Origin of the sequence: Limibacterium fermenti (genome assembly GCF_041902845.1) — a bacterium.
Taxonomy (GTDB): Bacteria; Bacteroidota; Bacteroidia; order Bacteroidales; family Dysgonomonadaceae; genus Limibacterium; species Limibacterium fermenti.
This window is the reverse complement of the sequence record NZ_CP159486.1, coordinates 988,925-1,015,520: the sequence shown is the minus strand read 5'-3', so window position 1 is coordinate 1,015,520 and position 26,596 is coordinate 988,925. Positions and strand designations below refer to the sequence as shown.

Sequence of the window (26,596 nt, the reverse complement as noted above, 5' to 3'; positions counted from 1 at the left end):
TCAATAAGACATAGGTTGCCAATTTTCATACAACCGTCAACAATACTGTTCCATAAGAAAACCTTCCACTCTCAGGTACTAGCAGCAGAACAGTTTCCCCTTTCTTTAATTTTTCAGAATGATATAATTCATCCAAAGCAATATAAATAGATGCCGAACCTACATTTCCTACAGATGTAAGATTAGTAAACCATTTATTTGTAGGTATATCTATATTCCTATTCTTCAGTTCTTCATCCAACAAATCGTAAAAGAACATAGAAGATACATGAGGAATGACATAATCTATTTTTTGCGTATCGACATGATGTTTTGATAACACAGAAGCAATATGGTTAACCCAATATTTTATTGCATATTTTTTTAAAACTCTTATATCCTGTTTTATCATTAGAATGGAACGTTCCATTAATTCAACAGTTTCAAATTCTTTCCATCCTTTTACATATCCATCAGATTGAATTTCCCCACCGGAATACATGCATACCGGTAACTCATTTGCATAAGACGTCATTTCAATCCATTCAATTCTTAAAGAAAGGCTTTTAGGATTAGGATTGCGCTCTATAAGAAATGCCCCTGCACCATCAGATAACATAAATCGTAAAAAATCTTTTTCAAATGCAATGTAAGGATTCGCCTCTACATTATTCAAATGTTCATATTCATATTCATAATTCTTAGATAGTAAAGCTGCCGAAGCTAATTCCGAGGCACAGCAAACTCCTTTTTGCGCGAATCCGGCAAGTATAAAGGTATAAATAATTTTTAAAGCCTGAATTCCTGTTAAACAAACACCTGATAAAGAATATAATTCCACAGAGTTCATCTTCAGTAATCCATGAACCATTGAAGCATGAGAAGGAATAATAAGATCCGAATTAGAAGTTGCACAAGCGAGAACATCAAATTGTAGAACATCATCATCAAACAGCATTGAAATAGCATTTTTTGCAAGTTCGGCATTTGAATGGGTCACTTTCTGATTCGTATTCAGTGCATAATACCTCGTTTTAATTTTATTTTGCCTTAATATAATACTACGTGCACGGGAGGAATTCCCATGTATCTTACCTAAATATAATTCAATTTCGTTATTATTCACCGGTTTATTAGGAAGAAAAGAGGAAATCCGATTTATATAGACATTATTAGTAAATGATAATTTTACTGTTTCCATAAAATAAATTTTAAATTTTATCACAAAGGAAACGGCTTTTCAGATAGGAATCATTGACCGATAGGAATCAATTATGTGCAAAAAGTCGGTTCTCATTCAAAGTTTGAATAAAAACTATTATTTTTGAATTCTATATTATAAGAATGGAAACAATAAAAGCAAAAGCATTCACGGTTGAAGGCATAGAAGCGTTATTCGGAGTGAAAAATTTTTCCATATCCGATGTAAAATGGCGCCTCCCTGATATTTTTTTGGAATACCCGCATTATTTAGAAAACGCCATCGGTTTTTCGATATGTACAAAAGGGTATGCTGTAATAAAGATTAATTTTCAAGAGTTTTTCGTTTCTCCCAATAGCATCGTGACCATTTTTCCTAACCGGATTATTGAACCGATCGATATAAGCGGAGACTTTACCACCGAATCGCTTTATTTCACTTTTGATTTTGTCTCCGATCTTCCATTAGTTTCCAATTTCAGTATCCTCGACAAGATCGAAAATACTCCCTGTATTGATGTTCCTTCCTCCGAGGCAAGTAATATATTAAAGTATCATTCTTTTATTGTGGAACAATATAATCGGAAGGATCATCCATACCGGCAAGAAATAACTAAATCCCTCCTCTTTGCATTGATTACCGAAATTGGGGCTTTGTATTTAACTTCGGAGCAAATAAAAAATGCCAATACTCATGCGGAATACTTGGTAAAACACTTTTACAGGTTACTCAAAAATCATCATAAGGAAGAACGCAGAATATCTTTTTACGCCGATAAGTTATGCTTAAGCCCTAAATATTTAACAACCATATTAAAAAAAACGACCGGCAAATCAGTGCACGAATGGATAAATGATGCCGTGATCGTTTCAGCAAAAATACTGTTAAAAACGACGGCATTCACTATCACAGAAATATCGGATGATCTTAATTTTGCCGATGCTTCTTTGTTTTGTCGTTTCTTTAAACAGCATACAAAAATGACCCCTCTCCAATATCGGGAAAGTGGAACAAAAGTGAGAGAAATCACTGAATAGAATCTTTTTGTAAAAGAGGAGTGTCCGGGAGACACTCCGGAATGGCTCCGAGTCATTATTTAATGGCCCGGAGTCATTCAATAGTGTCCGGAAGACAGACCTGTTATTTGCTCGCGCTATCCAGCAAATCCAAATCGTGTGTATCCAGTTTCAATTCGGGAGCCTCGAACAACGTTTTCAATTGATTATGGCTCGTGGCGCTTACAATCGGAGCCGTTATCGAGGGCTGGGCCAATAGCCATGCCAACGATACCGTCGCCGGATTGCTGCCGTGCTTCTTCGACACTTCATCCAAAGCGGCCAGTACGCCCAATCCCTTTTCGTTGAGATATCGTTTTGCTCCTTCTCCCCGCACGCTCTTTTTGATATCGGCTTCCGAACGATACTTCCCCGTCAGGAATCCTGCAGCCAATGAAAAGTAAGGGAATACACTAAAATTGTATTTTTCCACTAATGACAAGTATTCGGTTTCATACTTCGTCCTTTCCACCAGATTATAATGCGGTTGCAGGGCAACATATTGGGGAAATCCGTTTTTTTCCGAAGCCTCGAACGAAGCGGTCAATCTTTCGGGAGAAACATTCGAAGCGGCAATATAGCGTACTTTGCCCGCTTTCACGATCTCGTCGTAAGTTGCCAGCGTTTCTTCCACGGGCGTCTTATCGTCATCGAAATGCGTATAATACAAATCGATATAATCCGTCTGCAAACGTTGCAGCGACTCATCGACGGACTTCAGGATATGTTTTCGGCTGATGTCGTGCGGACGTTCTTTCGCTTCCGACCCGACTTTCGTACCGATAATCACCTTATCGCGGTTTCCCCGGGCTTTCATCCACTTGCCGATAATCGCTTCAGATCCTCCGATTTCACCGGTGATCCACCATGAATAGATATCGGCGGTATCGATAAAATTAAATCCGTGGTTGAAGAATTCGTCGAGTATTTCAAACGAACGTTTCTCATCCAATGTCCAACTGAATACATTTCCTCCGAACACAATCGGGGCGATCTCTAAATCAGTGTTTTTGATTGTTGTCTTTTTTGCCATCTTATATTTATTGAATTTAAAATGATTATGTAATGAAAAAAGCGATCCGCCCAGCCGTCTGAACGGTAGCCGTCAAAGGCCGGGCGCATCACACTTCTACCGGATGTCAATAAGCCGCGTCGGGTGTGGTAACGCGTATCAGTTTTTTATTGACAAACTCGTAAATTCCATCGGCCGATTGCTCACGCCCATATCCCGATCTTTTCGTGCCGCCGAACGGAAGTTCGGGTCCGATACCGGTAACGTGATTGATATAGACCATTCCGGTATCGATTTTGCGTGCTACCTCTACCGCTTTACGCGTATCGGTACCGAAAACCGTACCTCCCAATCCAAATTCGGTATCATTGGCCAGCTCTACCGCTTCATCGACATTCTTAACGGAATACACGCATAGTACCGGGCCGAATATTTCCTCGGAATAGGCCGCCGTCCCCTTCTTTATTCCCGTGAGGATTGTAGGCTCTATAAAAGCTCCCGGACGATCGATGCGTTTGCCTCCGTACACTAACGTGGCACCTTCCCCGACCGCTTTGTCGACTTGCTTAAGAACAGTCTCCAACGCTTTCTCGCTACTTAGCGGCGCGAGTTGCGTGGCGGGATCGAGCGGATCGCCTACCACCACTTTCTCGTAAATAGCTTTCGCTTTCTTGATAAAGGCATCGGCCACCGATTCCAAAACGATAATTCTTTTGGGTGAGCAGCAAACTTGCCCTGCGTTCCACAAACGGCCCCAAGCAGCCGTCTCAACCGCTTTATCGAGATCGGCATCTTCGAGGACGATAAACGCGTCGCTTCCGCCCAGTTCCAACATCGACTTCTTAACACTTTTTCCTGCCGCCGCCGCGAAACTGGCTCCCGCCTCTTCGCTGCCGGTAAGCGACACCGCCTTTACACGGGGGTCGGCTACCAAATCCGATACTTTGCTGCCGGGGACAAACAAGTTGGTATACACTCCTTCGGGAGCTCCCGCTTCAAGCAATATCTTTTCCATGATTTCGGCCTCTTGCGGCACATTGGAAGCATGCTTCAAAACCACCGTATTCCCCGCCATGATATTCGGCGCTGCCGAACGGACGATTTGATAAAACGGGAAGTTCCAAGGCTGTACACTCAGAAGGACGCCAATCGGTTCGTAGCTTACAAACGCTTCGCCATGAGCAGCCTCGAGCGGCCGGTCGGCAAGGAGTTTCTCGCCGTTATCGGCATAATAATCGAAAATAGCGGCTGCCAGTTCGACTTCCGCAACAGCTTCACGGTGCAGTTTGCCCATTTCGATGGAACAAAGTCTGGCGAGTTCGTCTTTGCGGGCCCTTAACAGGTCGGCGGCTTTATGCACCACGGCAGCCCGCTTTGAAAACGGGGTCTTACGCCATGATTGAAACGATTGATGAGCTTTTTCAAAGATCGCCTCGATCTGGCTTTCATTCATTACGGGATATTCTTTTTCGGTCCGGCCCGTCGCCGGATTTACTGTTTTGATAGTTGACATAATATTCTCTTTTAAATTTGTTTAGAAGCTGTTCAATAACCGATGGTAAAGCGTTGATGGTGATGTTTGGGCTTTTCCAGTTCATCCACCATTGCTTTGGCATAATCCTCCACGGAGATGGAGCTTTTACCGTTTTCATCTACGATAAGGTCATCCAATCCCAAACGATACTTGCCGGTCCGTTCACCCGGCTTAATCTCCCCTGCCGGACTGAAGAACACCCAATCCAATTCTTTTTCGGGCACCAACTGTTCATACAACACCTGCGCCAACGCCTTTATAGCCGGCAAGACATCCGAGGGTATCGCTCCCGAATCCATCACCGTTTTACCCGGGGCCACCAAAAGGCTTCCGGCCCCTCCGACCACTTGCAGGCGCTTGACACCCGCCTTTTTCACACCATTGATAATGGCCGTATATCCCTTTAAGGTATCTTCGGCAATATGCGGATTGTTCCACCCGGGATTATACGCGCTGATAACCGCATCAGCCCCTTTGGCCAACGTGGCGACCGCCTCTTCCGAAGTGACATCTACCGCCACCTTCGCCAGATTCGGGTCTTGTAATTCAATTTTCTCAGGATGCCTTACGGCTGCAGTCACATTAAAACCTCTGTCTAAGGCTTCTTTCAAGATAGCAGAGCCTACAAATCCTGTAGCTCCGATTAAAACGATTTTTTTCATTTATCAAACTCCTATTTTTTTATTTGAAAACACTTATTTTTATTGATTTATTTATTGATTCTGATTCAAACAGCTCTTAATTGATTTCTTGGCGGTTTATGTCAAATATAACAGTCAAAACACGATAATGTTCTTTAACATTGACTCGTACTTTAGCATTCAAACGACTGATTGTCTTACTTATCCCAATGTCAGGAGTACGGGGACGGACAATACGCTATTTTTCTATCGTTGATAGACAAAAAAAATCATTCGCTCCCCTTCGTTTTCTTGTCTCGTTGAAGCGTATCTAAAATAAAAAAACGTACATTTGCGATCAGAATTTAGAAACGACAATTTGATCAGAAACAACAATCAAATAAAACCTCTTTATGAAACCTTTGAACATTTTAATTCTCGATGATAATCTGGTGGTAGGAGAACAATTGAAAAACAGGATGATCACGCTGGATGATCATGCGGCATTTTCGAAATACAGGCTAAAAATAGAGTATTTGAATGCGTCGGAAAACACCTCTTATTATCGTTTCACCGACCACGCTCTTTTTGAAAAAACTGTAAAAGACAAATTAATAGAATCCGATTATCTTCTTCTCGACGTACATTATCAAGATATTAATTTTGAAAAGACCAATCAGAGTGCGTGCAAAGATATTATCATGAATATTCCTCCCGGAAAAGGGACGGATGTCCAATGGATATCGAAAGAGGGTAAATTAACAGATAGCGCCCGGGAATATCTTATGACGGAAGCCACTCAATCGACGGAATTGTTCCGGCACTTGAGCGAGGATATACGCGATAAAGTACGAAAAAGATTAAAAGGAGTCATCATTTATACGTATTCGCCCAATCCCGACCCCAACAGACTCGCCGGATTGAAAAACAATATCATAAGAGCCTTTAGGATTAATGAAAATAAAGTGGAAATCTTTTCGAGTTACAAGGAGCTTTTTCAAGGGACGGATTTTGAATTATATAAGACAAAAAAACTCTCCGACCAGTTTGTTTCCATCGGAAAGAAAAGTGATTTCCGGCTATATGGCTCCATGATTGGAGAAATCTTGTATCACAAAATTGTCCATAAAGAATATCAAAGAAAAGACAAAAGGCTAAAAGAACAAAAAAGCAGCTATTTCAAAACCCTTGCGTTCTATTATGTGATTTTTATTTCCATCGGATTCGGCACAAACGCCCTCTATGATATACTCCGAAACGGTCATGGATTGGATGCTTTTGTCCTGGCTATGTTTGCGGTGCTATTGGGCGTACTTCTCCCCTTTATCATCTTGTATTTTAAGCCGGATTTATTAATTCCGACTCCCAAAGACGAGGACGAACCGCGTTGAAAAGTTGACAAAATGCTATCCGGAGTATCGTTATTTAAGCAAAGTTACCTACCTTTGCAGAACATTTGTCTACAAGTAAAACGAACATGTCAATTCATCATCAAAGCGAATTCGAAGGAATGCAAAAAGCGAGTGAGGCGGTTGCCGTCACTCTGAAAGAAATGAGGGAGTACGCCAAAACGGGCATGACAACCAAAGACCTGGATATCTACGGCGCTAAACGCCTCTCGGAATTCGGCGCAAAGTCGGCCCCGCATGCTACCTACGGTTTTCCCGGATGGACGTGTATCTGTGTGAATAACGAGTTTTTCCACGGCATTCCCTCGGATCGTCGCATCCTGAAGGAAGGGGATTTAGTCAATATCGATGTTTCGGCCGAACTGGACGGATTTTGGGCCGACAACGGAGGCTCTTTTGTGTTGGGAAAAGATATTCATCACCACCAAACACTGGTGCGGATATCGAAAGAAATCCTGAAAAAGGCTATCGAGCACATCCGCGACGGCGTGCGCATTGCCGATATCGGCGGTCTGATTGAAGCGGAAGCGAAAAAAAACGGATTCAAAGTCGTCAAGAATTATGGCGGTCATGGCGTAGGGCGGGCTTTGCACCAAGAGCCGCTGGACTTGCTTAACTATCGGGATCCGTTCGACAAAAGGGTATTCCGCAAAAACTCCGTCGTGGCGGTCGAAGTATTCATCTCTACGGATTCCATTTACGGCACAACGCTTCGTGATGGTTGGACGGTCATCGGCGATAAGGGCGGCTTTATGGCGCAACAAGAACATACAATGATCGTGACGGACGAGCATCCGTTTATCCTCACAGACATGAATGGCATATTGAATGAATAGAATGAATCCAATCGAAAGAAATCAAATCATCCGATTACTCAAACAGGAAGTGATTCCGGCTATCGGTTGTACGGAACCAGTGGCGGTGGCGCTTTGTGCGGCAAAAGCGGCGGAATTGTTAGGCGAAACGCCGCAACAAGTCTCTGTGCGGTTAAGTGAGAATGTCCTTAAGAATGCCATGGGAGTCGGCATCCCCGGTACCGACGGGATGATCGGGTTGCCTATTGCCGTGGCGTTAGGCATCGTTGCCGGTAAATCGGAATACCAGTTGGAAGTCCTGAAAGACTGCACTCCCCCGGATGTCGAACGCGGGAAGCAATTACTGCAAAAAGAGTGCATCGAAATCCGGCAAAAGAAAGACACCACGGAAACACTTTATATCGAAGTAGAATGCAAAGGGGAAACTAACCGGTCGACCGCCATCATTAGCCGTGAGCATACGCATTTCTCTTATTTGGCCTTCAATGGCACGGTTTTGAAGGATGCCTCTTCTTCGGAACAAAAAGACGAGAAGACCGAAGGTGTGGAGTTATCGCTTCCTAAAATCTATGCATTTGCCATGGATACGCCGCTTTCGGAAATTGATTTTATTCTTGAGTCGGCAGCGGTAAACCGTGCAGCCGCAGAGATGTCTTTTAAAGGTAATTACGGACATGGACTCGGCAAGATATTCAAAGCCTCCTCGAAGGATCTGTCGGAATTTCCCGATGACCTGAGATGCATGCTTGCCTTTTCGTGCGCCGCATGCGATGCCCGAATGGCGGGCGCGATGATCCCCGTCATGAGTAATTCGGGTAGCGGTAATCAGGGAATAGCCGCCACCCTTCCGGTGTTAATCTATGCGGAAAGGAACCACAAGCCCGAGGAGGCTTTAATCAGAGCCCTTATCCTCAGCCATCTCACGGTGATATACGTCAAACAATACCTGGGTCGTTTATCGGCCTTATGCGGCTGCGTAGTGGCCACCACAGGAGCCAGTTGCGGCCTGGTGCATTTAATGGGAGGCAATTATGAACAAGTTTGTTTTGCCGTGAAAAACATGATCGCGAATCTTACCGGCATGTTTTGCGACGGGGCTAAACCCAGTTGCTCCATGAAATTATCGAGTGGCGTATATTCGGCCATGCTTTCGGCCCAATTAGCGATAAAACACGTATGTGTAACTTCGGCCGAAGGCATTGTACAAGAAGATGTCGACGACTGCATAAAGGGGATGTCGCTTATCGGACAAGAAGGGATGCGGGAAGCGAATAAAATCATTTTGGATATCATGACGCACAAGGATTGCCTTCCGTCACCGGAGCATTACCAGCAATGACTTCGGCGTTACATCTCAACACTTCAGCATTACTTGCCATCACACCGGCGTTACACCCCATCACTTCGGCACTACAGACTCGCACCTGACTCCCTTCAATCTTTCTTCAATCCGCCCTGTTTTTTTTCCGAAGACCAACCTATCGTCTCCCGTATCGTAAAAGTCCGGCAAACGGCTGAACAATTCATAGCCGTTCCTGCTGTAAAATATTTGTGTCGGGACATACGCGTCCCGAGAGGACGTTTCAATCCATATATTCTTTCCTCCCATCGAAAAAATCCGCTTTTCGGCCATCTCCAGAAGTTTCCGCCCCCATCCGGCGCCTTGCAGATCCTTACGGACTGCCATCCAATACATATCCCAACTCGCTACGGTACACGGTGTCGGTCCGAAATTGACATAACCCACCGCACGCCCCTCCGATTCGAGGACATAGAAATAATACCCCGTCTTTTCCCCATCCTTCAAGAACAGTTCGATGATTTCTAATGCGACATCGATTTCAAAATCATAAAACATTCCGGTCGAGGCCAAAACTTCTTTTAAATCGATACGATCCGAAGCGATCAATCGATCGCGACATGTAATACATTCCATCATTATAATCTATTTAATAATTCAAGGATAAGTCTATTTTTCTGACCCACTACTGAAGGTGCGCGACGGGAACAAAATCCGGCGGAAAAGACGACAAAAGAATCTCCCTCACGATTCCGACAGATGACATACCGGCATGATGAGCCGCCGCAATAAAACCGCTATCGGGCGAAATGCACGGATTTCCGTTTACTTCCAACACATAAGGCTTTCCCTCTTTCGAGACACGAAAATCGACGCGAAAATAACCGCACAGTTCGAAAAGCTCTCCGCACTGCGTGGCATAAGTCTCCAATGCCTGCCGTAATTCCGGCTCATCGCTTAAAGTATCGAACGCCCGACAGGTATGGGTATATTCGAAAGACTGCTCATCCCATTTGGCACGATATCCGAGCACACGCTCTTTTCCGGGCGGAAAATCGTGAAAGATCATCTCCGCCGGCGGTAATACGCGGAATCGACCCGGTCGGCCGATCACGCTCACATTAAACTCCCGCCCTTCTATAAATTCTTCTACGAAATACGCGTCGGCAGGTCCGGAAACGGCGGGCAACCGCCCCGAAAACACCGCCTCTTCTTCCAGCCCCACTGATCCTTCTTCCGAAATCGGTTTGAGGATATATTTTTTGTCCTGTGCAAAAGATATCCCTTCGTCTTGAGGCATAGCCCAATCCGGTGTGGGAATACCTTCGCGCCTCATCCTCTTTTTCGCCAACAACTTATTAGTCGTCAGATACAGTCCTTCGGCTCTCACGCCGGCATACGGAATATGGAAGGATGATAAAAGCGAGGGGACGATCGACAACAACTCGCTCTTATCGAAGACCGTCTCAACCAGATTAAAGACGAAAGCAGGCGACAACCGGTTTATTTTCCGGATATCTTCGTATAAATCCGTCCCGATATCATGGACAACGGTCGAAAAGCCCAAGGCCTTCAACGCCTCATTCACCAAACCGACCTGCTGCAACACATCCGACTCATCCGCCGACGGCGTCTCCGACAAACGGTTATGCAATAGAACAACGTTGTAATTCATAATTGATAATTGATAATTGATAATTGATAATTGATAATTGATAATTCACAACTCATACTTCATACCTCATACTTCATACCTCATACCTCATACCTCATACCTCATACCTCATACCTCATACCTCACACCTCATACTTCACACCTCATACCTCATAATTCATACTTCCTTCATACACATCCTTTTTTCCGCAGCCTGCATGATGGCCGCGATCAGGCCGGTAAAATCCATTCCGTTGAGCCGTGCCAGAATCGGCAGGTCGGAATCATGCAAGTTCAAACCCGCCAACGGATTGATCTCTATAAACTCCGGTTCTCCCGCTTCGTTAAGACGCAGATCGATACGCCCGGCATCACGGCTGGCAGTCACCTCCCAAACGCGTAAGGCCAACCGGGCACATTTATCGAACAACTCTCCGGTGGTATTCACGTACTCCACCCGATTTTTATAATCCTGCTTGTTCTCATACGAATAAATCCGGCGAACCGACGGTCGGAACACCACTTCCATCACGCCAATCACCCGGGCATCCGCTCCGTTGCCGACCACGCCGGCGGTAAACTCGCGCCCCGGCAAATACGACTCGACCAGCACCGGCTGATGAAAACGTCGCAGCAGGCCGGTACAAACCGCGAGATATTCCTCTTCACCGTTGACGAGCGATTGCTCGCTGATGCCTTTTCCCGTACCATCCCACGCAGGCTTTACAAAAAGAGGAAAAGCCGGTTTATCCTTCTTCAGGTCTTCTTCCGACCGGACAAGCACAAAGTCGGGTGTCGGAATTCCCGCATCCCTCACGATCCGTTTACAAAGCGCTTTATCCAACGACAAGGCCAACGCGGTTGCTCCCGAAAACACATAAGGTATCTGCCACGCATCCAGCAAAGCCGGCACCAACGACTCGCGACCGTCGCCCTGTAATCCCTCGCAAATATTGAAGACGCAGTTCCATCGGTCACCCCGCAACAACCGTTGCATCAACGCACGGGCATGGCCGATGCGTTCCGTTTCGTATCCGAGCTTACGCAAAGCCTGTTCGATACCTTCCACCGTTTCTTCCGTATCCAATTCGGCCGTTTCTTCGGCGGAATACCCCAATGCGAGATATTCCGACCTTAAATCATAGGTCAGTCCTATTTTCATCTTTATCTGTTTACTGATTATAATTCCGTATCGGGATAGAGGAAGGTCTTTCCTTCATAGTTTTTCAGGATGATATTCCCGTTTTCCCGTCCCTGCACATACTCGGGAAGCAACGGTATCTTTCCTCCTCCGCCGGGAGCATCGATAACATAATGCGGCACGGCATACCCCGATGTAAATCCGCGCAACCCGTGAATGATTTCCAACCCCTTGTCGACCGACGTACGGAATTTCGCCGAACCGGGAATCGGGTCGCATTGATATAAATAATAGGGACGGACACGGATCTTCAATAGCCCCTGCATCAATTTTTTCATCACCTCGACATCATCATTAATGCCTTTCAGCAACACGGTTTGGCTACCCAACGGTATACCGGCATCGGCCAAACGGGTGCAGGCTTCCGATGTTTCGGGCGTCAACTCCACGGGATGCATGAAATGAATGCTGATCATCAACGGATGGAACTGTTTGAGCATGGCTGTCAGTTGCGGCGTGATGCGTTGCGGCAACACCACCGGCACTTTCGTTCCGATCCGCAAGATTTCCACATGGGGAATCGCGCGTAGTTCCGTCAATAACAACTTCAACAACGGATCGGGCATCGTCAGGGGATCGCCTCCGGAAATCAGTACATCCCGGACTTCGGTATGTTCGCGGATGTATTGCAACGCCGGCTCCCAATTTCTATTGAAATGAACCTTTTCCTTGGCAACCATGTGCGTGCGCGTACAATAGCGGCAATATGCCGAACAAAAGCCTGTGGCAAGAAACAACACCCGGTCGGGATAACGATGCACCAGATGCGGCACGGGACTGGAAGCTTCTTCATTCAACGGATCGGCTTTTTCGCCGGGAGCGATATCCAATTCATGTACCCCTGGGATCATTGCCTTACGGATCACCTGCCCGTATTGAGGGTCGGAAAGTAAAGAAGCATAATAAGGGGTCAAACGGAAAGGCAAATGGGTCCCCGGTGCAAGGAGCACCTGCTTTTCACTACCGGAGAGTTCAACTAAGGATGATAATTGGCTGAGAGAAGTAAAACTGTTGTGGAGCTGCCATTTCCAATTGCTCCAATCGGACGGGGTGACGCCCGGAAAATGTGTTTTAAGAAATAGTCTTGATGTCTCCCCCATTTTTATCGTTCCGCCTTCGGACGGAAGAAGTGAGGTGGACAAAACGGCTGTTTTTTTCCCCGTTTTTGCGGGAGAACCTAACGGAACATCCTCCTCTGGGAGGATCATTTCCTTCATTACGTTAGCGCTCATAAAACGTATTCAATATCTTTCTTAAATAGTTTTTATAATACATTTATATATAGTTAATTACACTCGCTATTCTCTTTGCGATATAACGGCTCAAAGATAAGACTATTTTGGTCTCATTATTCTAAAAAGGCAAATTATTTTCAATTTATTTTTCAACCGATTCCGCCCGCCGGTCTCCGGTCGTCAGTCGCCAGTCACCAGTCTCCGGTCATCAGTCACCGGTCTCCAATCTCTATCCTCCATTCTCCATTGTCAATTATTTTCCGCACACATCGCGGAAGGGGCACCAGCGGCAATGCATTTCATTACGCGTTTGTGAAAAAGGAATGGAAGGATCGAACATCTCTTCCAGGCAATGATTCAGTAACGGCAGGAATTCTTCCATCACAAGAGACAGGTCGGTCATCAATTGTTTATTCTGTGTGACATCCGGTGAAAGGTCGCCGAATATCGAGCGGAGGTAATAGATAGCGGGAGAAAGGGATATCCCCCCCCTTTCCTGCAAATAGAAATAACTGTATAAGAGCACCTGCAAAATCTGGTATGGCCGGTTTGCTTTCGAGGCATCAAACAACTGTTGCACATCCTTGAAATTCACCTCTCCTTTGCCGCTTTTATAATCGATCACGCGATAGCGATCCCCCACCCGGTCAATACGGTCGATGCTTCCTTTAAAGTTAACCGACAGTCCGTCATTCACCCGATACGTCCGTTTGAAACGATGCTCCGAATCAATATAGTCGAACGGGGTGAACTGTTGATCGGTTTTGAGTGTTTGCTTCACATAACTGCGCAAGATCTCCCCGATCAGATAAATCTGTCCCTGTAAAGATTGGGGATTCTCTTTTTGTTTAAAGTAATATTCGGCAAAGGCTTGTTCGATAAGCCGCGTCAAGTAGGCATCGTCTTTCGCAAGGGTCGTCAGGATATCGGGTGTCACCGTCTTTCCCTTATAGCGGTTATAAATGACCTCCATCAGTTTATGGAAGATGGTTCCGAACACATCCGACTCGACCGACTCCTGCACTTCGGTTTCCTCCGACAGGTTTTCGATGGTGGTAAAATAGAACTGCAAGGGACAGTTGATATAGTTATTGACCGATGAAGCCGACAGATAACGATCGCCGCCTTCACGAAAAGCTTCGAGCTTTTGTATCACGGCTGGCGTTTTGGCAACGGACACCGGCGACACTTGCGGGGCGCTGACATCGTACGTCATCACCCGCTCGCGAATATCGAAAAAGTCGTTGTACAGATACTTCAATTGATAAAAATAACGGCTCACCTCGCCCGTCTGCATCTCCTCCGCCCGGCTATCGTAGAGCATATACACCCGCTTTGCCCGGCTGATCATGCGATAAAAATGATAGGCGTAAATACTGTCCTGATACTCGTAAGTCGGCAGTCCGAAGCCTTTGCGCAAGGTAAAGGGGATAAATGAGTTGACCGGCTTCTTGAGCGGATATACGCCCTCGTTCATCGATAAGAGGATCAGGTTCTCGAAATCCAGCACGCGCGTTTCCAGCACGCCCATGATCTGCAACCCCGACAACGGTTCGCCGCTGAACGCGACATTCAATCCCTGCGCCAACCGTTTCAGCAACCGGAAATAGGTGTCGACCGCCAGCTCTTTCACACCTTGAAGCGTATCTTGCAACCGGGTGACGGATTTATAATATTGCACAATAAATTCCCGTTCCAAATCAATCGGACGCGTATCGTTGGGAGTCGCATTCTCCCCATGCTTTTCGCCGATGAGGCTATTATATACCTCCGTCAGAATATCCTTTAAATAATCGGCCACCTGCTCCTGCCGGACAACGGGAGCAAAAATCAAGCGGAATAGCGAACAGGTTTGCAACTCGCTCACCGGAACGACAATGCGATTATTGTCGAGAATATGTTTTTTCAGCGCCTCTGCTTCCTTTTTCGCCGAAAGGTCGATTAAGGGATGGTTCAGGATGGAGAGGACAAAGCGGTAATAAAATCCCGGACCGCCATTCGTCGTGCGGACATTCCGCTGCAAGTCGGCGATATGCTCCGTCAAACTCGAGACGGAAGAATGCGACAACCCGTATCCCATCGTTACATTGATCTTTCCGATTTCTTCGGGAATGGAATACAGCACCGGCAACAATAAATTCTCATCGGGCAGAATAATCGCCGTATCGATCGCTTCATCGGGATCGGAAATCTCTTTCGTTCGAATCAAATCCGACAATATCCGAGTCACTTGTTTCGCCTGCCCCACCCCGGAAGGAATGCCGATCACCTCGATGGTCGTTTTGGGCTTTTCTTCCCGGTCTTTCACATCAAACCGCGAAGGAAAGCGCCGGAGATTATCCTTTACCCAAAGCGAAGCCTTATTCTGCTCATCCCGAATCATCGGAAAATCATAATCCCAATAAAAATCCGCGGCGCCGGTATTTTTCAAATAGTCGAGCAACGCCGTTTCCGCAGGCGTCAACGCATTCAGGCCGACAAACACGATATCGGTAAACTCCGGCGTGAGGGTTTCTTTAGCCTTCGCCCTTTCGGCCACCTCCCGGAATATCATTCCTTCGTATGCATACTGTTTCTCGTGTAACTCCGCTCGAAAAGCGGTATATAGCTCCAATAACACCTCCCAGGTCTCCAAAAAATGTTGCTTCGTTTTATTGTTTTCCACAGGCATAAAATTCGTCCAAAACCGCCGGATAGCCTCTATCTGTTTATCGGTCAAATAAGACTTATCCGTTTCGAGGGAACGCAGGTCGCGGATATTACGGAATAGCTGCCGCGCATCGACCAAGTGTTTATCGACATCCGAAAAATCATTCAACAGCATTTCACCCCAATAGAGAAATTCATCAAAAGACTCTTCCGAATGACTGACCTTCACAAAATGGCCGTACAGCATCACCAGGAGTTGGATTTTATCGGCCGGTTGGTAGGGCGACAATAACGCAAAAAGCTCTTGAATCGTCATCACGGTAGGCGAAAAGACAGGCTTTCCTGCAATCTCCGCCAGATATTTCTGAAAGAATATCCCCGCCCTCCGGTTAGGAAAGACAAAGGTATGCGTATATAATTCCGCGCCGTACTGCCGGTAAAAAACCTCTGCTATTTTATATAGGAATGGAACCATGATTCGTTTTGTTCAAGACACAAAAATAAGAAAAATAACCCGCATATTCCTATTTTTAATATCTTCTATATAACAAACCATCTCATCCGCATTCTTTGATTTGATTTTGAAGTTTTTCGAGGGTTCTTTGGGTCTTAATCAATTTTCTTCTAAGTATCTCGGTTTCGCTGGTTTGGGTAAAAGAGTCATCAAACTCGACCTTGTATTTAACCATTGTATAGAGTATTCTTCCCAATTTGTTCGCAGTAGCGATAATAGCCGGCAAGTAACCGCTTTTTGCCTGTATACGCCGGAAGTAATATCCTAAGGGCGTTTTACTTGTTTTCAGGGAGTTTGCCGAAGAACGCAGGATTTGTCCAACAGGATTCTTGCGCTTTGGAATTTTGCTGGACTGGAGTTTTCCACCCGATATTTTGTTGTTGGGTGTGAGGTTACACCAACAACAAAACTGTTTGTATGAGTCAAACTTATCGGTAAAATCGTGTCCCAGCTCACCGGCCAACCGCAACAGGGCCGCTTCACTGACACCCGGTATGCGCATCGCGTTGACACCCCATAATCGGATCGCGTGCTTTTCGATATCTATCGTGACGGCATTCTTTTGAGCTTTTGCTTTTTTCGCCCTTTGCTCCGGCTTGGAAGTTTCTTCGGGCTTAACGTCTTTGAGATACTCCTGCAGGATGCCCTCTATCTGCTTGTCACAATCCTTCATCAGGTTTTGGTAATATACATACAGTTCATAGCTTTGTTTGAGCATGAACAGCAGGTCTTCGTCCCAATTGGCCTGCAGGGATTTGGCGATGGTTTCTTTGGGAGATTTGCATCGGGGATCGGCCAAAGCCGATAGTTTTCGGGCATCGCGTTCCCCGGCCAGAATGGCGCGAATAATCTCCTGTCCCGATTTTCCCAAAATATCGCTGATGACATTGCCCAATTTGATGTTCATCAATTCCATGGCCTTTTGCATGTGGAGCACTTCCCGCGAAGAAGCTTTCAACAACCCGTCACGGTGGCGCGATACATTGCGGATGCGCCGGGCATGGTTCTGGGGTTGGAAACTGGCTCTCAGAAGCCCGTAACTATGCAAGACCATGATGGTTTCGGCATCTACCCGGTCGGTCTTCTTCTCGCTGATATTTTTGATGGCCTTGGCGTTGACCAGCAACACGTCAAATCCCTCCGATTCCAGTATCATGTAGAGTTGGACCCAATACACCCCCGTGGATTCCATGGCGACGGTTTCAATGCCACAGGCTTTAAGCCAATCCGATATAAGGTGTAAATCTTGCGTAAACGTGCCGAAGCGGCGGTTGTTTTCCCCATCCCGGTCTTCCGGGACACATACTTGCATTTCGGTGGAAGAAACATCGATACCCGCCGAATTGGGATTCACGATTTCCAATTTCAATCCCTTGCCTGTCTTGATTTTTTTCGCTTTCTTTGCCATAGTTTTAACTTGTGAATAAATAAAAGCCTCATCAAGCCCGGATGCTTTAAACAATGATAATCTTCTATAAGGTCTCATTGGAACCAAGTATTTCATTACGAGCAAACCGGAACCGTACTTTGCATTGGAGTCGTATCCAAGATAACTTGTGGTTTACTTGCTTGATAGGGCTTCGCAAGTTATTAATTATTTCTCATTTTCAGAGAAAATCCTAACTTTGCAAGACATTAATCGGTCAAGTCCCTAAAAAATGCAATGATACGTTTTTCCAACATAGCCTCCACGTATAACGAATATTTAGATTCTCTTTATTCGTATGCCATACATTTAGGTTTCGATGAAGAAACCGCGATGGATGCTATCCATGACGTGTTTTACAAATTATGCACCAAGCACGCCTCGCTCGACGAAATATCCAATATCAAATTCTATCTCTTCCGATCGTTACGCAACCGGCTTATCGATTTGCAACGTACAAACAAAGAATATACCGGTATACTATCGTTGGAGGAAAACCTCGATGAAAACGTTTCCTTCCGTTTGGAAGTTTCCGTCGAAGACGAACTAATCGACAGGGAGGATGCGGAAGAAGTACGTCAAAAAGTAGAAAAGGTATTGAGTATACTGACCAATCGCGAACGCGAAATCATGTACTTAAGGTACGTGCAGGAATACCGTTACGAAGAAATTTCAGAGATCATGCACATCTCCGTCGCCGCCTCGCGGAATCTGATGAGTAAATCTCTTTTTAAATTAAAGAAATCCGCCCTACCACTCGTTACATTATTGATGATGATTCGATAATTTTATTTTCCTCATTTTTACTATCCGGAATTAGCAATTTATTCGTATTTTTGTCATGTCGACTTAGCTAAAAACAATTATATGGACAATAATAAAGTAATCGCCACTATAGACATATCCCGGCCATCGGGACGCAAAATCGTACGCGAACTACAAAATAAAAGAGCCGTAAAGCTGGAGTATCCTTCTCCGGTAAGTAAAACTTATCCGCTGGAAGAAGTTTACGAAAAGGGCTTGGACAAGTTAAGTAAACACTATGGTGTAGACATGCGGCAATTAAAATCAAATCTGTAATGAATGACTATAATGTAGTCTTATCACAAGAAGCCGAAGCCGATTTACAAGACTACATCGATTATATTATGTCCACTTACAAATACAAAGCGCCATTAACCGCATTACGCCACTATGAAGACATCTTTAATATCCTGAGAACTTTGAATAACATGCCGGAAAGTTATTCAATACAAACAGGAACTTCATTCTTGCGTTTCGGGGCAAATGTCCGCCGTATAAACTACAAGAAGATGGCAATTATCTATACTGTCCACGGAGGTATTGTCTACATTCACCGGATTATTGCCGCGAATTTGATTAAAAATTTATAATACGAGTTTTTTGAAAGCCTTACAAACAATATTTGATAGCGCCGAGCAAGAGCTGTATCAGTTGAATATAGCCCAAAAACAGTCAATCGAATCCGGACGGAAGGATATTGAAAATGGAAATTCCCAGCCCAACGACATCGTAATGGAAAAAATGACTCGATGGCTAGAAAAACAGGATTGATGCCAAGAACACGCCCTTCATGTTAAAAACTTCATTTTTATTATGAGAAACGATGATGTTTCATCATCATCTTCGTCTATATAATAAAAGCACGTTGTAAAAAGATAAAAAAACTTTTTCAATAACGAAAAACAACCATGCGGTTACAGAGAGAGCATAACGATTTTATCCGGTTTCTGAAGGATGAAAAATTCATTCAATGGAAGCTTTTCCCGAACGACGAATTACGTGCGTATTGGGAGGATTTCTTGGAGAAATTTCCCGACGAACGCAAAAATTTCGAATTGGCTGAAGAGCATTTCCGTCATATCAACCTATCATCTTACAAACTGCCGGAAGAAAAGAAGCAGGAAGCCATCCGGCGTCTGGAGCACTCGCTGGCCCGTTATGCAAGACGACAAACCCTGCGCCGTTTCACTTATGCGGCAGCAGCTTGTGCGGCGGCTCTCGTTTTATCACTCCTGTATATCCAAAAAAGCACCGATTGGCTTAGAGATAACGAAAACATCTCCGCCGGATATATCGTGGGGAGCGAATTGGAGTCGAAAGACATTCTTTTCATCACAGGAGGAAAAACAGCCTCTTTCCAGGAGAATGTCGATATTGAAATCGATAACGAACGAACCGCTCAAATAAAGGCCGGCGATAATACGGAAGAAAAAATAGCCATCACACAGAATACGATGAACAAACTGATTGTCCCATACGGCAAACGGTCGAAAATCGTCCTTCCTGACGGAACGCAAGTATGGCTTAATTCGGGATCATCCTTAGAGTTTCCATCTGATTTTTCCGGAAAAACGCGCGACGTATATCTCTCAGGAGAAATATATATAGAGGTGGCGCACGACACACAAAAGCCTTTCCGCGTACACGCTTCCGGTTTCGATGTAAAAGTATACGGCACCCAATTCAATGTAACGGCCTATCCCAATTCGCAGCTTTCGGTTGTGTTAGTGCAAGGGAGCGTCAGCCTGCAATCGGAGAATAAACCGGAAATATTCCTCTCGCCGAGCGAACAAGCCCTCTATTCAGAGAGCGGCGTTTTTCAAACTAAAAAAGTAGATGTAACACCTTTTATCAGTTGGAAAAACGGATATCTGACTTTTGAAGACACGCCTGTAATCGAGGCGCTGAAACAAATCGAAAGATACTATAACCTTTCGTTCAATTTTGATGAAGAAGTATCTTTCCAAGGGCTCACCTGTACGGGGAAGATCATTCTCTCCGACAATTTGGACAATGTCATGACCACCCTTGCGCTGATTTCATCGACTACCTACAAAAAAGAAGATACGCAAATATATATCTATAAAAAATAAATCCGTTTTAAAACAAGGATGCCTATGGAGAAATGAAAAAAAATATGCAAAAAAGCCGGAGGATACGGCAATATCATCCGGCAGGTTAATTCTAATTACATCAATCTATTAATAATTAAAATCGTACAAATATATGAATAAATACGCTATTGACGGGACAAAAACCCTCAATAATTTCAAACATGCTTTAAAAATCATGAGAATAACTTTATTTTTACTGTTTTTCAGTATCCTGTTTTCACAGGCTGCCAATAGTTATTCACAAGAAGCAGCCTTTACGCTGCACATGAAGTCGACTTCCATCAAGAAAGTTTGTGAAGAGTTGGAAAAGAAAAGCGACTATAGGTTTATTTTTGCCGGTAATGCCAAACAGATGATCAACAAAAAAATTGACCTTACGACCAACTCCAAAAATATCGAAGAAGTTTTGGATAATATCCTGACAAAAACAGAGCTTGCATACAGAATATTAGGGAAACAAGTAGTAATCTATCGAGATGAAGCGAAGGCTACTCCCAAAGAAGTCGAAGAAATCGTTACCGAATTGCTAGCCCAACAAGAAAAGAAGCAAATTACGGGAAAAGTAGTAGATACAAACGGAGAATCGATTATCGGCGCAAACATCATAGAAGTTGAAACATCTTCGAACGGAACAGTTACGGATATAAATGGCAATTTTCATTTAAGTGTCAATGAAGATGCCGTGATACGCATTTCCTTCATCGGATGCGTGTCACAAGATATCTCCACAATAGGAAAAACATCTTTCGATATTGTTTTGCAAGAAGACCTTAAAAATTTAGAAGAAGTAGTTGTCATCGGATATGGAATGTTAAAGAAAAAATTAGTTACAGGGGCTACATCGCAAGTCGGTTCAGAACAGATCAGTAAACAAAATCCAATATCTGTGATTGATGCCTTAAAGTCAAGTACAACCGGATTACAAATAATAAAAACTTCAGGACAGCCCGGTTCTGATTTCAGAATAAATATTCGAGGATTAGGAACAACCGGTGATGCGTCTCCTCTATTCATTGTGGATGGTGTACCTGTAAGTAATATTGATTATTTAAATCCATCTGATATCGAATCAGTTGATATTTTAAAAGATGCAGCCTCTTCAGCAATCTATGGTTCTCGTGCGGCAAACGGAGTAATACTCGTCACCACAAAAACAGGTAATTACGAATCAAAGCCCACAATTTCGTATGACGGATATTACGGAGTGCAAAACCTTTATAAAAAACTACCGACCCTAAATGCTCAGGAATATGCGACAATGATGAATGAAGCCAGACTTAACGATGGTCTAGAACCGTACGACCTTAAATCGTTAGTGCCCAATTGGACCGAAATAGAGAGTGGGAAAAATAAAGGAACAGACTGGTTTCATGAAATACTGGAGAAAAATGCGCCAATACAGAATCATGCTTTAAGTATCAACGGAGGCACGGATAAATCTCGCTATTCAATGGGATTTTCAGTTACTTCCCAAAATGGAATACTTGGAAAACCTGTAGCCTCTACCTACGATAGATATAATTTCAGGTTGAATACCGAATACAAAATTATTGAAAATAAAGATCGAGCTATCCTAAAAATAGGTGAAAATCTGTCGTACAGTTATATCGACAGATCGGGAATTGCAACCGGAGGCATGTACTCCAATTCTATCCGCAACACATTATGCGCTTCACCTTTTATGCCTGTTTTTGATGAAAAAGGTGAGTATCATTTTGCTATACCATGGGATATACGTGTGCCTAACCCTGTTGCAATCATGGTATACACTCATGGAAATAATACGTCTGTAAGCCACAAGTTAATCGGAAATATTCATATTGATTTACAACCCATTAAAAATCTTACGATTCGAAGTACTTTCGGGTACGATTTTTCAGACAATTCCTATAGAAGTTATACTCCAAAATACAACCTTAGTGAACGTCATTTCAGCGAAAATAGCACCACAACCCATAATATGTCTAAAGGGTTAGGATATAATTTTGAGAATACAATTAATTATTTCTTAAAAATCGGAGAAACCGGACACAAATTCGATATATTGGCAGGGAATACCATTCAAAAAAGTAATATAGGTGAAACTCTTAATGGAACAAATATCAACAGCGTTTTCAATGATCTTGAACATGCTTGGCTCGATAATTCAAAATTAATCGATCCCGCCAAAACAAAACTGGGAAGTTATCCGTGGGGAGATAATAAATTGTTATCCTATTTCGGAAGGATCAATTATGACTATTTTGAAAAGTATTTGCTCACTGTTGTAATGAGAGCCGACGGTTCTTCAAAATTTGCCCAAGGAAAACGCTGGGGATATTTCCCTTCAATTGCCACCGGATGGGTCATCTCAAACGAATCATTTTGGAAAGAGCTGGAAAAGACCATTTCTTTTTTTAAACTCCGGGCAAGTTGGGGGCAAAACGGTAATCAGAACATATCACCTTTCCAATATCTGTCGACTATTAGTTTAACTGGTGCAGACTATTATGGAATCGATAAAAAAGAAAAATTAATTGGAGCATATCCAAATATTCTTCCTAATCCTGATGTAACATGGGAAACTTCCGAACAATTGAACATTGGTTTCGACTCATACCTATTTAACGATAAATTAGCTCTTAATTTTGATTGGTATGATAAAATGACAAAAAATTGGCTGGTTGCCGCGCCGACACTTGCAAGTTATGGTACTGGAGCGCCATATATTAATGGCGGAGACGTCCGAAACAGAGGTTTTGAAGTTGCCCTTAATTGGAAAAGCAATATAAATGATTTTAATTATCAAGTAAGTGCAAACTTATCACAAAATAAAAATAAAGTGACAAGAATTGCAAATCATGAAAAAATTATTCATGGCCTACCGAATGTCTTAGCCGACCTTACCAGCGAGATATATAGAGCCGAAGAAGGATTCCCTATCGGATATTTTTGGGGATATCGTACCAATGGCATTTTTCAGAATGAAGCAGAAGTAGCGGCTTATGTTAACTCAAAAGGAGAATTGATTCAACCTGAAGCAACACCTGGCGATGTTCGTTTTGTAAATATGAATGACGATAATATTATTGATGATAATGATAAAGTAATGATAGGAGATCCTAATCCAAATCTAACTTTCGGATTAAGCCTCGGAGCGGATTATAAAGGATTTGATTTTTCTCTTGTCGCTAACGGAGTGGCAGGAAACCAAATAATACGCTCATATCGCGATTTTGCTATTTTCCCGACGCATAATTTCACAACAGAAATTTTCGGCCGTTGGTACGGAGAAGGAACATCAAACAGACTTCCAAAGTTGTCTACGGCATCCTCGAAAAACTTTTCCAATATTTCCGACCTATACATTGAAGATGGAGATTATTTCAGAATTTCAAGCATAACGGTAGGGTATGATTTTAGTAAATTGCTAAAAAAAGATTATTTGAGTCGACTCCATTTATATTTTTCCGTTCAAAATCTTTATACGTTTACGAAATATTCGGGGATGGATCCAGAAATAGGTTATAGTGGCGGAAGCAGTTTTGGTTCGGGAATTGATTTAGGTTTTTATCCTACTCCGAGAACTATTTTATTTGGATTGAACGTAACATTTTAAAAAAAGCAGAAATCATGAATAAGAATATTTATATAATAGCCATTCTGTTATTTATTAGCAGTTGTTCTGATTTTTTAGATACGGAACCTCTTACTAACAAAGTAAACACCAATTTTTATCAAACTCCTGAAGATGTAAATCAAGCATTAACCGGAATCTACTCTCTTTTAAATCCAGGGACATCACATTTGCATAGCTTTTTTATATCAGAATTGATGTCAGATGATAGATTTGCCGGCGGCGGGGGAGTTGATCTTGTATTACATGCAATTTCGGAATTCAAGAACTATGGTAATGATATGTATCTATATCCATGGCAACAGAATTATAAAGGTATCTTCAGATGCAATATGCTCCTTGAGTCGATTTCCCAAGTTCAAGAATGGGAATCGGAGACTCAAAAAAACAAATATGAAGGTGAAGCATTATTTATGAGGGCGTACTATTATTTTGATTTGGCAAGAATGTTTGGAACCGTTCCCTTAGTTCTTGAAACTAAACCGCAGAATCTCCCAAAAGCCTCTCCTGAAGCGTTGTTCGGCCAAATTGCAGCTGATCTACTGTTGGCAATTGAAAAATTACCTGACACTCCATTTTCAACCAGCGACATCGGAAGGACTACCAAATGGGCTGCACAAGGGATGCTGGCAAGGGTTTTTCTTTTTTACACTGGAGTATATGGGAAAACAGAAATAGCATTACCTGAATCAGGAAGCTTAACAAAATCGGAGGTGATTAATAATGTTGATTACTGCATAGACCATAGCGGACATAAATTAGTAGATGATTTCCGAAATTTATGGCCTTATTCGTATGCTACAGAAAACTATGATTACGCAAAAGACAATAAGCTGTCGTGGGTAGGTGAAGAAGGCGGTAATTCGGAAGCAATGTTCTCAATTCGTTTCGGGGCTTTCGGAGGGAATAGTCGCAATACAATCGATCTCTTTTTCGGAATGAGAATGCAAAACACCAATCCTTTCGGGTATGGATGGGGGGCAGGCCCCGTAAACCCGCAACTGTGGGATTCATGGGATGATTCGGACCTAAGGAAGCGAGGATCAATTTGTAAGGTAAATGAAGAAAATATCGGATACGTTTCCAGTTCAGACCAGTTTCATGAGACCTATTTATGGCAAAAAAAATATATGCCTATCAACATTAAGATAGATGGAAAATTACAAAACATGTTTACCTATCTCTATGGATCACCCGCAAACAATACGGATTGTAATACACAGGAAATTGTTTTATTACGGTTGGCGGATGTTTATTTGATGGGAGCGGAGTTAGGTTCATCTAAAGCTCAAGAATACATCGATATTGTTAGGGAAAGAGCTAATTTACCTAGTGTTCCGGCAACATTAGAAAATGTAAAAAAAGAGAGACGATGCGAATTAGCCTTTGAAGGAATAAGATATTATGATTTAATGCGTTGGGGCGAATTGGAAACAGCCTTTAACAAATTAAAAAATATTCCTGTAGAAAATGAAGGTAAAACCATAGAATATACTGTAAAATTTAGGCCGGAGACAAAGGGATATCTACCTATTCCGGAGTCTCAACTTTTGTTATCTGATGGAGTTTTAGAACAAAATGAAGGATGGTAAATCCGCTAAAATTATAAAAACCAAAATGAAAAATATTATATTATTACTTGCAGCAGCTATCTTCTGTTTTATTTCCTGTGATCCTATCGAAGATCGGGATGTTTTACCTCCGCTGGAAGAGGCTGAAAAGGTAGCGGAAAAGATTAACTTGAAGGTAGAGAATACGATTCCCGGTGGTAACATCATCGCCCTATCTATAGATGAAGGTTACCAAGTTCATTGGGAAGTGGAAGGTATCAACTCATTCAAGACAAAAGACAACATCCGTCTAAGAACATTGGGAGAAAAAATTGTCACCTGCAATGTTTTAACAAAAGGCGGAATTGTAAGTATTAAAAGAACTATAGAAGTAACATCTTTGCCGGATTTGGTAAAAGAACCTTTGGCTTTTTTGATTGATTATTTCGGCGACGGAAAAACATGGGTATACGCAACTGATTTCGGAGACGGGACACAGCATTGGTACCTATCAGCGCCGTATGCATGGGATGAACTTTGGTGGTCGCCCATAGCCGACGGTGTCTCTCCTGAAGATGGATTTCAGACAGAAATATTTTTTCAAAAAGCTGGAGACAAGTTATCGATGAGTGTGGTTAAATCTCCTGGAGAAGAACCGCAAGTTAGTGAATTCCTGTTCGATTCTCAAAAAATGACATTGACCGTTATCGAAGATATTTTCCCCGGGATGGATCATGCGTATAAAGATACATTTGATGTGAAAATTATAAATGAAAATGAGCTTGTACTCTTTCAAGATGGTGCCGGAGCCGGAAAAAATTCAGGATGGGTTTGGAGATTGAAAAGAAAAGGGTATAAATATTTGAATTAATAGTAAGCATAACTAAGCATAACATAGTCAAACTCCC

Annotated in this window: 22 protein-coding genes; 12 read left to right on the top strand and 10 right to left on the bottom strand. The window is 43.3% G+C overall.

What is annotated here, in order from left to right; genetic code table 11:
- Positions 1-25: 25 nt before the first annotated feature.
- Positions 26-1,180, bottom strand: coding sequence for a beta-ketoacyl-ACP synthase III (locus ABNK31_RS04600; RefSeq protein ID WP_418894538.1), 1,155 nt, complete (start codon positions 1,178-1,180; stop codon positions 26-28).
- Between the two features lie 143 nt (positions 1,181-1,323).
- Here ABNK31_RS04600 and ABNK31_RS04595 point away from each other — a divergent pair, with 143 nt between their 5' ends.
- Positions 1,324-2,217 carry a helix-turn-helix domain-containing protein gene (locus ABNK31_RS04595; protein WP_321578958.1) on the top strand — a complete coding sequence of 298 codons (894 nt, stop codon included), beginning with the start codon at positions 1,324-1,326 and terminating at the stop codon, positions 2,215-2,217.
- 103 nt (positions 2,218-2,320) lie between these two features.
- On the opposite strand, the gene ABNK31_RS04590 is transcribed toward ABNK31_RS04595, so the two are convergent.
- From ABNK31_RS04590 to ABNK31_RS04580, 3 genes are all read right to left on the bottom strand, one after another.
- The gene (locus tag ABNK31_RS04590; protein WP_418894537.1) at positions 2,321-3,268 is read right to left on the bottom strand and encodes an aldo/keto reductase; all 948 of its coding nucleotides are present in this window, start codon (positions 3,266-3,268) and stop codon (positions 2,321-2,323) included.
- Between the two features lie 106 nt (positions 3,269-3,374).
- The gene (locus ABNK31_RS04585; protein WP_321578959.1) at positions 3,375-4,760 is read right to left on the bottom strand and encodes an NAD-dependent succinate-semialdehyde dehydrogenase; all 1,386 of its coding nucleotides are present in this window, start codon (positions 4,758-4,760) and stop codon (positions 3,375-3,377) included.
- Between the two features lie 32 nt (positions 4,761-4,792).
- The gene (locus tag ABNK31_RS04580) at positions 4,793-5,443 is read right to left on the bottom strand and encodes an NAD(P)-dependent oxidoreductase (protein WP_418894536.1); all 651 of its coding nucleotides are present in this window, start codon (positions 5,441-5,443) and stop codon (positions 4,793-4,795) included.
- Between the two features lie 371 nt (positions 5,444-5,814).
- Between ABNK31_RS04580 and ABNK31_RS04575 the strand changes: the two genes are divergently transcribed.
- The 3 genes from ABNK31_RS04575 to ABNK31_RS04565 all read left to right on the top strand — a co-directional run bounded on the left by ABNK31_RS04575 (position 5,815) and on the right by ABNK31_RS04565 (position 8,964).
- Entirely contained in the window at positions 5,815-6,792 is a 978-nt protein-coding gene (locus ABNK31_RS04575) for a hypothetical protein (protein WP_418894535.1), read from the top strand.
- An 86-nt stretch (positions 6,793-6,878) separates the two neighbouring features.
- Positions 6,879-7,646 carry a type I methionyl aminopeptidase gene (gene map, locus ABNK31_RS04570; RefSeq protein ID WP_418894534.1) on the top strand — a complete coding sequence of 256 codons (768 nt, stop codon included), beginning with the start codon at positions 6,879-6,881 and terminating at the stop codon, positions 7,644-7,646.
- 1 nt (position 7,647) lies between these two features.
- Positions 7,648-8,964: a serine dehydratase subunit alpha family protein gene (locus ABNK31_RS04565; RefSeq protein ID WP_418894533.1), complete on the top strand. Its 1,317-nt coding sequence runs from the start codon at positions 7,648-7,650 to the stop codon at positions 8,962-8,964.
- A gap of 60 nt (positions 8,965-9,024) precedes the next feature.
- On the opposite strand, the gene ABNK31_RS04560 is transcribed toward ABNK31_RS04565, so the two are convergent.
- The 6 genes from ABNK31_RS04560 to ABNK31_RS04535 form a co-directional block, all read right to left on the bottom strand.
- Complete coding sequence (locus tag ABNK31_RS04560; RefSeq protein ID WP_418894532.1) at positions 9,025-9,564, bottom strand: GNAT family N-acetyltransferase; 540 nt, start codon at positions 9,562-9,564, stop codon at positions 9,025-9,027.
- A 46-nt stretch (positions 9,565-9,610) separates the two neighbouring features.
- Complete coding sequence (locus ABNK31_RS04555; protein WP_418894531.1) at positions 9,611-10,600, bottom strand: D-alanine--D-alanine ligase family protein; 990 nt, start codon at positions 10,598-10,600, stop codon at positions 9,611-9,613.
- A gap of 157 nt (positions 10,601-10,757) precedes the next feature.
- Entirely contained in the window at positions 10,758-11,741 is a 984-nt protein-coding gene (locus tag ABNK31_RS04550) for a D-alanine--D-alanine ligase family protein (RefSeq protein WP_418894530.1), read from the bottom strand.
- 17 nt (positions 11,742-11,758) lie between these two features.
- Entirely contained in the window at positions 11,759-13,012 is a 1,254-nt protein-coding gene (locus ABNK31_RS04545) for a KamA family radical SAM protein (RefSeq protein ID WP_418894529.1), read from the bottom strand.
- A 256-nt stretch (positions 13,013-13,268) separates the two neighbouring features.
- The gene (locus ABNK31_RS04540) at positions 13,269-16,139 is read right to left on the bottom strand and encodes a PD-(D/E)XK nuclease family protein (protein WP_418894528.1); all 2,871 of its coding nucleotides are present in this window, start codon (positions 16,137-16,139) and stop codon (positions 13,269-13,271) included.
- Between the two features lie 82 nt (positions 16,140-16,221).
- Positions 16,222-17,586 carry an IS110 family transposase gene (locus ABNK31_RS04535; protein ID WP_418892603.1) on the bottom strand — a complete coding sequence of 455 codons (1,365 nt, stop codon included), beginning with the start codon at positions 17,584-17,586 and terminating at the stop codon, positions 16,222-16,224.
- Positions 17,587-17,841: 255 nt separating this feature from the next.
- Between ABNK31_RS04535 and ABNK31_RS04530 the strand changes: the two genes are divergently transcribed.
- The 8 genes from ABNK31_RS04530 to ABNK31_RS04495 all read left to right on the top strand — a co-directional run bounded on the left by ABNK31_RS04530 (position 17,842) and on the right by ABNK31_RS04495 (position 26,559).
- Positions 17,842-18,390: an RNA polymerase sigma factor gene (locus ABNK31_RS04530; RefSeq protein WP_418894527.1), complete on the top strand. Its 549-nt coding sequence runs from the start codon at positions 17,842-17,844 to the stop codon at positions 18,388-18,390.
- An 81-nt stretch (positions 18,391-18,471) separates the two neighbouring features.
- Positions 18,472-18,684: a hypothetical protein gene (locus ABNK31_RS04525; protein WP_418894526.1), complete on the top strand. Its 213-nt coding sequence runs from the start codon at positions 18,472-18,474 to the stop codon at positions 18,682-18,684.
- The gene (locus ABNK31_RS04520) at positions 18,684-18,998 is read left to right on the top strand and encodes a type II toxin-antitoxin system RelE/ParE family toxin (RefSeq protein WP_418894525.1); all 315 of its coding nucleotides are present in this window, start codon (positions 18,684-18,686) and stop codon (positions 18,996-18,998) included. Before ABNK31_RS04525 ends, ABNK31_RS04520 begins: the two co-directional genes overlap by 1 nt.
- A 10-nt stretch (positions 18,999-19,008) precedes the next feature.
- Positions 19,009-19,179: a hypothetical protein gene (locus ABNK31_RS04515; RefSeq protein WP_418894524.1), complete on the top strand. Its 171-nt coding sequence runs from the start codon at positions 19,009-19,011 to the stop codon at positions 19,177-19,179.
- Between the two features lie 137 nt (positions 19,180-19,316).
- Positions 19,317-20,501 (top strand): FecR family protein, encoded by a 1,185-nt coding sequence (locus ABNK31_RS04510; protein WP_418894523.1) that lies wholly within the window; start codon positions 19,317-19,319, stop codon positions 20,499-20,501.
- Positions 20,502-20,634: 133 nt separating this feature from the next.
- A complete protein-coding gene (locus ABNK31_RS04505; protein ID WP_418894522.1) occupies positions 20,635-24,120 on the top strand; it encodes a TonB-dependent receptor in 3,486 nt (1,161 codons plus the stop codon).
- Positions 24,121-24,134: 14 nt separating this feature from the next.
- Positions 24,135-25,730, top strand: coding sequence for a RagB/SusD family nutrient uptake outer membrane protein (locus tag ABNK31_RS04500; RefSeq protein WP_418894521.1), 1,596 nt, complete (start codon positions 24,135-24,137; stop codon positions 25,728-25,730).
- 25 nt (positions 25,731-25,755) lie between these two features.
- Positions 25,756-26,559: a hypothetical protein gene (locus ABNK31_RS04495; RefSeq protein ID WP_418894520.1), complete on the top strand. Its 804-nt coding sequence runs from the start codon at positions 25,756-25,758 to the stop codon at positions 26,557-26,559.
- Positions 26,560-26,596 lie beyond the last annotated feature (37 nt).

Bases quoted from the DNA above. Each gene is read 5' to 3' on its own strand.
- map (WP_418894534.1), top strand. From the start codon at position 6,879: ATGTCAATTCATCATCAAAGCGAATTCGAAGGAATGCAAAAAGCGAGT.
- ABNK31_RS04540 (WP_418894528.1), bottom strand. From the start codon at position 16,139: ATGGTTCCATTCCTATATAAAATAGCAGAGGTTTTTTACCGGCAGTAC.
- ABNK31_RS04590 (WP_418894537.1), bottom strand. From the start codon at position 3,268: ATGGCAAAAAAGACAACAATCAAAAACACTGATTTAGAGATCGCCCCG.
- ABNK31_RS04585 (WP_321578959.1), bottom strand. From the start codon at position 4,760: ATGTCAACTATCAAAACAGTAAATCCGGCGACGGGCCGGACCGAAAAA.
- ABNK31_RS04510 (WP_418894523.1), top strand. From the start codon at position 19,317: ATGCGGTTACAGAGAGAGCATAACGATTTTATCCGGTTTCTGAAGGAT.
- ABNK31_RS04495 (WP_418894520.1), top strand. From the start codon at position 25,756: ATGAAAAATATTATATTATTACTTGCAGCAGCTATCTTCTGTTTTATT.
- ABNK31_RS04545 (WP_418894529.1), bottom strand. From the start codon at position 13,012: ATGAGCGCTAACGTAATGAAGGAAATGATCCTCCCAGAGGAGGATGTT.
- ABNK31_RS04525 (WP_418894526.1), top strand. From the start codon at position 18,472: ATGGACAATAATAAAGTAATCGCCACTATAGACATATCCCGGCCATCG.
- ABNK31_RS04500 (WP_418894521.1), top strand. From the start codon at position 24,135: ATGAATAAGAATATTTATATAATAGCCATTCTGTTATTTATTAGCAGT.
- ABNK31_RS04530 (WP_418894527.1), top strand. From the start codon at position 17,842: ATGATACGTTTTTCCAACATAGCCTCCACGTATAACGAATATTTAGAT.
- ABNK31_RS04560 (WP_418894532.1), bottom strand. From the start codon at position 9,564: ATGATGGAATGTATTACATGTCGCGATCGATTGATCGCTTCGGATCGT.
- ABNK31_RS04535 (WP_418892603.1), bottom strand. From the start codon at position 17,586: ATGGCAAAGAAAGCGAAAAAAATCAAGACAGGCAAGGGATTGAAATTG.
- ABNK31_RS04555 (WP_418894531.1), bottom strand. From the start codon at position 10,600: ATGAATTACAACGTTGTTCTATTGCATAACCGTTTGTCGGAGACGCCG.
- ABNK31_RS04505 (WP_418894522.1), top strand. From the start codon at position 20,635: ATGAATAAATACGCTATTGACGGGACAAAAACCCTCAATAATTTCAAA.
- ABNK31_RS04550 (WP_418894530.1), bottom strand. From the start codon at position 11,741: ATGAAAATAGGACTGACCTATGATTTAAGGTCGGAATATCTCGCATTG.
- ABNK31_RS04565 (WP_418894533.1), top strand. From the start codon at position 7,648: ATGAATCCAATCGAAAGAAATCAAATCATCCGATTACTCAAACAGGAA.
- ABNK31_RS04575 (WP_418894535.1), top strand. From the start codon at position 5,815: ATGAAACCTTTGAACATTTTAATTCTCGATGATAATCTGGTGGTAGGA.
- ABNK31_RS04595 (WP_321578958.1), top strand. From the start codon at position 1,324: ATGGAAACAATAAAAGCAAAAGCATTCACGGTTGAAGGCATAGAAGCG.
- ABNK31_RS04580 (WP_418894536.1), bottom strand. From the start codon at position 5,443: ATGAAAAAAATCGTTTTAATCGGAGCTACAGGATTTGTAGGCTCTGCT.
- ABNK31_RS04600 (WP_418894538.1), bottom strand. From the start codon at position 1,180: ATGGAAACAGTAAAATTATCATTTACTAATAATGTCTATATAAATCGG.
- ABNK31_RS04520 (WP_418894525.1), top strand. From the start codon at position 18,684: ATGAATGACTATAATGTAGTCTTATCACAAGAAGCCGAAGCCGATTTA.